Annotated in this window: 7 protein-coding genes; 1 reads left to right on the forward strand and 6 read right to left on the reverse strand. The window is 36.1% G+C overall.

Features of this window, described 5'->3' with window-relative positions:
- Positions 1 to 8 precede the first annotated feature (8 nt).
- From ACWG42_RS12770 to ACWG42_RS12795, 6 genes are read right to left on the reverse strand one after another with little or no spacing between them, the layout of a single operon-like run.
- Positions 9 to 1,013, reverse strand: coding sequence for a beta-ketoacyl-ACP synthase III (locus ACWG42_RS12770; RefSeq protein ID WP_455792884.1), 1,005 nt, complete (start codon positions 1,011 to 1,013; stop codon positions 9 to 11).
- Positions 970 to 1,905: an acetyl-CoA carboxylase carboxyltransferase subunit alpha gene (locus tag ACWG42_RS12775; RefSeq protein WP_455792886.1), complete on the reverse strand. Its 936-nt coding sequence runs from the start codon at positions 1,903 to 1,905 to the stop codon at positions 970 to 972. Before ACWG42_RS12775 ends, ACWG42_RS12770 begins: the two co-directional genes overlap by 44 nt.
- A complete protein-coding gene (gene accD, locus ACWG42_RS12780) occupies positions 1,902 to 2,771 on the reverse strand; it encodes an acetyl-CoA carboxylase, carboxyltransferase subunit beta (RefSeq protein ID WP_455792887.1) in 870 nt (289 codons plus the stop codon). The genes ACWG42_RS12775 and accD overlap by 4 nt, the downstream gene beginning before the upstream one ends.
- Complete coding sequence (gene accC, locus ACWG42_RS12785; RefSeq protein ID WP_455792889.1) at positions 2,755 to 4,122, reverse strand: acetyl-CoA carboxylase biotin carboxylase subunit; 1,368 nt, start codon at positions 4,120 to 4,122, stop codon at positions 2,755 to 2,757. Before accC ends, accD begins: the two co-directional genes overlap by 17 nt.
- Positions 4,115 to 4,570, reverse strand: coding sequence for an acetyl-CoA carboxylase biotin carboxyl carrier protein (gene accB / locus ACWG42_RS12790; protein WP_455792891.1), 456 nt, complete (start codon positions 4,568 to 4,570; stop codon positions 4,115 to 4,117). The genes accC and accB overlap by 8 nt, the downstream gene beginning before the upstream one ends.
- Positions 4,571 to 4,625: 55 nt before the next feature.
- On the reverse strand, positions 4,626 to 4,850 hold the full coding sequence (locus ACWG42_RS12795; protein WP_455792892.1) for an acyl carrier protein: 225 nt from the start codon (positions 4,848 to 4,850) through the stop codon (positions 4,626 to 4,628).
- Between the two features lie 332 nt (positions 4,851 to 5,182).
- Between ACWG42_RS12795 and ACWG42_RS12800 the strand changes: the two genes are divergently transcribed.
- Positions 5,183 to 5,740, forward strand: a complete 558-nt coding sequence (locus tag ACWG42_RS12800; RefSeq protein WP_455792894.1) for a biotin transporter BioY — start codon at positions 5,183 to 5,185, stop codon at positions 5,738 to 5,740.
- Positions 5,741 to 6,238 lie beyond the last annotated feature (498 nt).

Genomic DNA, 6,238 nt, shown 5'->3' on the forward strand with positions numbered 1-6,238 from the left:
ACGTCTCCTTATAGTTCTATATAGGCTCCAGCCCAAGTAAATCCTGCACCAAAACCACTTAGAACGATTTTCATTCCTTCTTTAAGCAATCCTTTTTCACTCATTTCACCAAGTGCTAAAGGAATACTAGCAGCGGATGTATTTCCATATTCATTGATATTGATGTATACCTTTTCCATATCAATGTCCATTCGTTTACATACATTGGTAATAATTCTTTTATTCGCTTGATGTGGTACTACCCAATCGATATCATCCATAGTAACACCAGCTTGTTGCATCACATCTTCCATACTTTCTTGCATCGCCTTAACCGCAAAGCGGAAGGTTGCATTTCCTTCCATGTGTACATAAGAAGGATCATATGGTTGTTCACTAAATAATGGTCTAGGTAACGGTGCACTGCTATGAATAACACCTTCCTTATCTCCCATACTGCTCGCAAAGTGTAGCATACGACAATCCGTATCTTCTTCGCGTAATACTGCAGCTCCTGCACCATCCGCAAAGATGATACAAGTTCCACGATCATTCCAATTTAATTGCTTACTAATGACTTCAGCCCCAAGAATCAATGCACACTTAGACTGCCCTGTGGCAATCAAAGAATGACCTACTTCTAAGGCATAAAGAAATCCAGAACAAGCCGCATTGATATCAAATGCCATCACACGTTGCTCATTCATCCCTAGCTTTTCTTGAATTAGACAAGCTGCACTAGGCGTTGTATAGTCTGGAGTAAAAGTTGCACAAATAATTAGATCCACTTCGCTACGATCAACACCTGAATTTTCCAAAGCCATGATTGCTGCACGAGTACCTAAATCACTTGTATTTTCTTCTTCCGACACATAACGAGAACAAATTCCCGTTCTACTTTCAATCCATTCATGATTGGTATCCACGTAGGTAGATAGTTCATCATTGGTTACTTTACGATTTGCTTTCGCATAACCAAATCCTTTTATTTTACAAGATTTCATAAGATGTCCCCATCTTTCTGAATTTCTCATATCGTTCACTTAATAATGTTTTATCCTTTTTCTTATTTAAGTCTTGTAACGTTGTCCATAACAATTCATCCATCTGTTCAATGACATATTCTAAACAAACATGTGCACCTCCAACAGGTTCATGAATGATTTCATCGATAATCCCTTTACGTTTTAAATCTGCTGCAGTAAGTTCCATAACTGCCGCTGCTTCAGCTGCACGACTTCCATCTTTCCATAAGATACTCGCAAAGCCTTCTGGAGATAAAATTGAATACACAGCATTTTCTAACATAAAGATTTTATCCGCAACAGAGAATGCAAGAGCACCTCCAGATCCTCCTTCACTCAACACAACTGCTATCACAGGTGTTTTTAGGTTGGAGAACACTTCAAGACATTGGGCAATTGCTTCTGCCTGCCCACGCTCTTCTGCACCTTTTCCAGGATATGCCCCAGAAGTATCTACCAATGTAATGATAGGACGATGAAAACGTTCTGCTTCTTTTGCTAAACGAAGTGCTTTTCGATATCCTTCTGGATTCAACATCCCGAAGTTACGTTTCATATTCTCTTCTAACGTTTTCCCTTTACTTTGAGCAAGTACCGTTACCGCAATCCCATGAAAACTAGCCAGTCCACCTTGACATGCTCCGTCATCACCAAATGCACGGTCTCCATGCAATTCAATAAAATCCGGAAATAACGCTTCTATATAATCACTTGCTTTAGGACGTTTTGGATGACGAGCCAAATACACAATATCCCAAGCATCTAAATTTTCATATGCTTCTTTTTTTATTTCTTCTATTTGTTTCACGATTGCTTCTTTTTGATACACATCTTCATCACTAAGTTGTGTTAGGGCATGTTCAAGTTCTACAATACGTGCTTCTTTTTCTTTTAAACTCATGATGCCCTCCTTTCGTGGAAGGTAATCAATTTGCATAAGGTTTCCTTAGAATCCTTACGTTCCACTATCTTATCAATAAAGCCTTTTTCTAACATAAACTCTGCGGTTTGAAAATTATCAGGTAGTTTTTCATTTACCGTAGATTCAATTACACGTTTTCCCGCAAACCCAACTAAACATTGAGGCTCTGCTAAAATCAAATCACCTAACATCGCAAAACTTGCGGAAACTCCACCCGTTGTTGGATGTGTTAAATAGGATATATAAAGAAGTCCTTCTTCTTTATGCTTCGCAAGTGCTGCACTGGTCTTTGCCATTTGTACAAGAGATAAAATCCCCTCCTGCATACGTGCACCACCACTGGTTGTAAAGATAATCAAAGGCAATCTTTTCTTTGTCGCATATTCAATACAACGCGTAATCTTTTCTCCTACAATTTGTCCCATACTTCCCATAAAGAAGTTAGAATCCATAATCGCAAGTGCTACTTTTTTACCACCAATTTTACCTGTACCACATACAACTGCATCATATAATCCAGTACTTTTTTGTAATTTATCTAATTTTTCTTCATATCCTGGAAAATTAGATTCTTCTTTTAAAACCATACGTTTATCCAATTCTACAAACGTATTCACATCAATAATTTGACGAATTCTTTCATGTGCCGTTATTTTCATATGAAATCCACAATTTGGACATACATATAAATCATGCATCAAATCTTCAAATAAGACACTTTCTTTACACCCAGGGCAACTATGAAAAATGTTCTCAGGTGTTTCAATAGGAGCCTTAAATTCAATGACTCTACGCTTCTTAAAAAGATCAAGACGACTCTTTCTGTTATTAAATAATTGTTCCATCCTCTTTCAGCTCCTTTATAAAGGTTTCCATAAATCCAGTGTCGTATTTGCCACTGACAAATGTTGGATGATGGAGTAATAAATATTGGAATTCGATATTTGTTTCAACGCCTTCAATTAATAATTCTTCTAACGCAACACGCATACGTTTGATACATTCCAAACGTGTATCTGCGTACGTGATTACTTTCGCAATCATAGAATCATAATATGGAGGAATCTTATAGCCATTGTATACGGCACTTTCAATACGCACTCTTCTTCCACCTGGGAAATTGATAAATTTCACTTCTCCAGGACTAGGTGCAAAATTCAATTTGATATTTTCTGCATTGATACGACACTCAATCGCATGTCCACGACTCACAATATCTTCTTGTGTAAAAGATAGTTTTGATCCTTGTGCCACAAGGATTTGTTGTTTGATTAAATCAATTCCTGTAATTTCTTCTGATATGGTATGTTCTACCTGAATACGGGTATTCATTTCCATAAAATAATATTGACCACGAGCATCTAATAAAAACTCAATGGTACCTACACTATCATAACCAACACTCTTACAAGCTTTGACAGCATCCGATAACAATTGTTGTCGAATTTCATCTTGTAAAATATGACATGGTGCTTCTTCTAATAATTTTTGATTTCTACGTTGACAAGAACAATCACGTTCAAATAAATGAAGCACATTTCCATGCTTATCTGCCAACAATTGTACTTCCACATGCTTTGGTTCAATAATGAACTTTTCCATATATACTGCATCATCACCAAAGTTTGCTTTTGCTTCCGCTTTTGCACTTTGGTATGCATTCTCTAACTCTTCAATAGCGTCTACTCTACGCATACCGCGTCCACCGCCACCGTTGCTAGCTTTAATCAGTACAGGGAACCCAATAGACTCCGCCATATCCTTCGCTTCTTCAACGCTTTGTAAGATGTCTTTAGAACCAGGGATAACAGGAACCTTAGCTTCCATCATTTTCTGACGAGCATTGTTTTTATCTCCCATTTGATCAATTACATCTGGATTAGGTCCAATAAAAATTAGACCACATTGCATAACAAGACGAGCAAACTTTGCATTCTCACTCAAAAATCCAAACCCTGGATGAATCGCATCACAACCAGTCATACAAGCCGCACTTAAAATATTCTTCATATTTAAATAAGAATCATTTGATTTAGGTCCACCAATACAAACTGCATAATCTGCTAGTTGTACATGTAAGCTTTCATGATCTGCAGTAGAATAAACAGCAACCGTTTCAATTCCCATCTCTTTGCATGTACGAATGATACGTACAGCGATTTCCCCACGGTTGGCAATCAATAATCGCTTAATCATGTGCCTCACCAATACGAATTAAATCTTGGTCAAATTCTACCATCGCATCATTTGTTACTAAGATTTCTTGAATGATTCCATCCATTGGAGAATGAATTTCATTCATAACTTTCATCGCTTCAATAATACAAAGTGTATCTCCTTTTTTCACGTGTTGTCCAATTTCAATATAAGGAGCAGATCCTTGTGCACGTGAATTGTAGAACGTTCCTACGATTGGAGCTTTCACCCAATACCCACTCTTCTCTTCTTTCACAGGTGCACTTTCCACTGGAGTTTGTGCAACACTAGGCATTGGTTGTGGTGCAGGAATCATATATTCCTGTACTGGGGCATTCCCAACTGCCTTTTCCATTTTTATTTTCATATCATCAATTTCAAGTTCCATTTTCGCAAGTTTGCTATCTTCAAAAACTTTGATGATGTCTTTTATATTTTCAGTATTCATGTTTGTTCCTCCCAAGGATTTTAAAAAAGCCAAGATGTCTTGGCCCTTATGAAGCTTACGCTTTGCTTTCTAATAATGTAACGATATCAGCAACTGTAACTAGTTTTGCTAATTCTTCGTCTTCAATGCGGACATCGAATTCTGTTTCCAGTTCTAATGATAATTCTACAGCCGCTAAGGAATCAATTCCTAAATCATCTTTCAGGTTTGCTTCCATCGTAATCATATCTTCATCGACGTTAATTGCTTCAACTAATACTTCTTTTACTTTTTCAAACATAATGTTCCTCCTGTTATCTTCCATAACAATACTAGCTTATCATTACTAGTAAACAATGTCAAGTATTTTAGTATTCAAAACTAGATGTAGTTTTTCAGTACTCTACCTTGATCTATTTTATGTATTTCATCTGAAACCAAGAACCTCAATACTTTGAAATTCAAACGGTATTATAGTACGAAGATTTCCAAATGTAAATAGTTTGAAGTTCAAATTTATATTTTCACAAAGTTTCACATATTTCACTATAGTTTGAAGTTCAAATCTTTTTCTTGACAGATATGTATGTTACGTTTATGATACTTAGCGTATAACGAAAAGAGGTATTCAAAATGAAAACAAAAGAGTTGACTTTATGTGCATTTTTTACCGTATTATTTGTAATTTCATCAAAAGTTGTGATCCCTGTAGGTTTGATTCCACTAACCTTACAAACATGTTCTCTCATTCTAGCAGGTGTATTGCTAAGTCCTAAACATATTATTATTTCTTATGGTTTATTCCTAACTATGGGATTATTAGGCTTACCTGTATTTGCTTCCGGTGGTGGTATTTCCTATGTATTACAGCCATCTTTTGGATTTTTATTATCCTTCCCAGTTGCTGCTTGTGTAATATCTATATTACGTACTCGTTTTCACATCCAAAGCTTTTATCAATTATTACCAGTTTGCCTATTTGGTATTTTAATTGTTTATTTCATTGGTTGTGCATACATGTACGGAATTTTAAACTTCTATATGGGAGTTGAAAAAGACATCATTGGAATTATTTCCATTGGCGCAGCTCCATTTGTTATTAGTGATTCTATCAGTACTGCTCTTGGATGTATATGTGGATTAAGATTAGCACAAATTCCAGTTGTAGAACGCATGTTACATTCTGCATAAACTATACTATAAATGATATTGTGTTTTAGATAAGTACATATTATAATGAATTTGCTAAATCACAAGACTGTCTATGGACAGGAAAGGGAATGAGGTCCGACTCATTCCCTTTTTGTTTTAGAGGTGCTAAATCACGAAGAGTTCTGTGCCTATGCAGGTTTTCTTAAAGCGATTGTCCCCTCCTTACGATTTCGCTGTAAGTAAGGTATGACAACCAGCAATATAAGATACACAATACATAATTCTGGTATATTCCCTCTCCTTGTTTAGCACGTTTCCTCTGTGCATAAACACACCTCCAATATGTATATACGAATACGTATCTAGAATTCCTAAATTATTTTTTTATTTTACATTTTCACACATGATTTATTTCTTGTCAACCGTTTTTGAAAATGTCTCAAAAATAGTTAAACATTAGTACAGTCATTGCGATGCTTCATCGTTAGTAAATAATTTTGAAACGAAGCATGTTTCCATGGATGACTCATCGGTGGA

The sequence above is a fragment of the Amedibacillus sp. YH-ame10 genome (genome assembly GCF_053848885.1).

Coding starts and splice junctions, on each gene's coding strand:
- accB (WP_455792891.1), bottom strand. CDS start 4,570: ATGAATACTGAAAATATAAAAGACATCATCAAAGTTTTTGAAGATAGC.
- ACWG42_RS12775 (WP_455792886.1), bottom strand. CDS start 1,905: ATGAGTTTAAAAGAAAAAGAAGCACGTATTGTAGAACTTGAACATGCC.
- ACWG42_RS12770 (WP_455792884.1), bottom strand. CDS start 1,013: ATGAGAAATTCAGAAAGATGGGGACATCTTATGAAATCTTGTAAAATA.
- ACWG42_RS12800 (WP_455792894.1), top strand. CDS start 5,183: ATGAAAACAAAAGAGTTGACTTTATGTGCATTTTTTACCGTATTATTT.
- accD (WP_455792887.1), bottom strand. CDS start 2,771: ATGGAACAATTATTTAATAACAGAAAGAGTCGTCTTGATCTTTTTAAG.
- accC (WP_455792889.1), bottom strand. CDS start 4,122: ATGATTAAGCGATTATTGATTGCCAACCGTGGGGAAATCGCTGTACGT.
- ACWG42_RS12795 (WP_455792892.1), bottom strand. CDS start 4,850: ATGTTTGAAAAAGTAAAAGAAGTATTAGTTGAAGCAATTAACGTCGAT.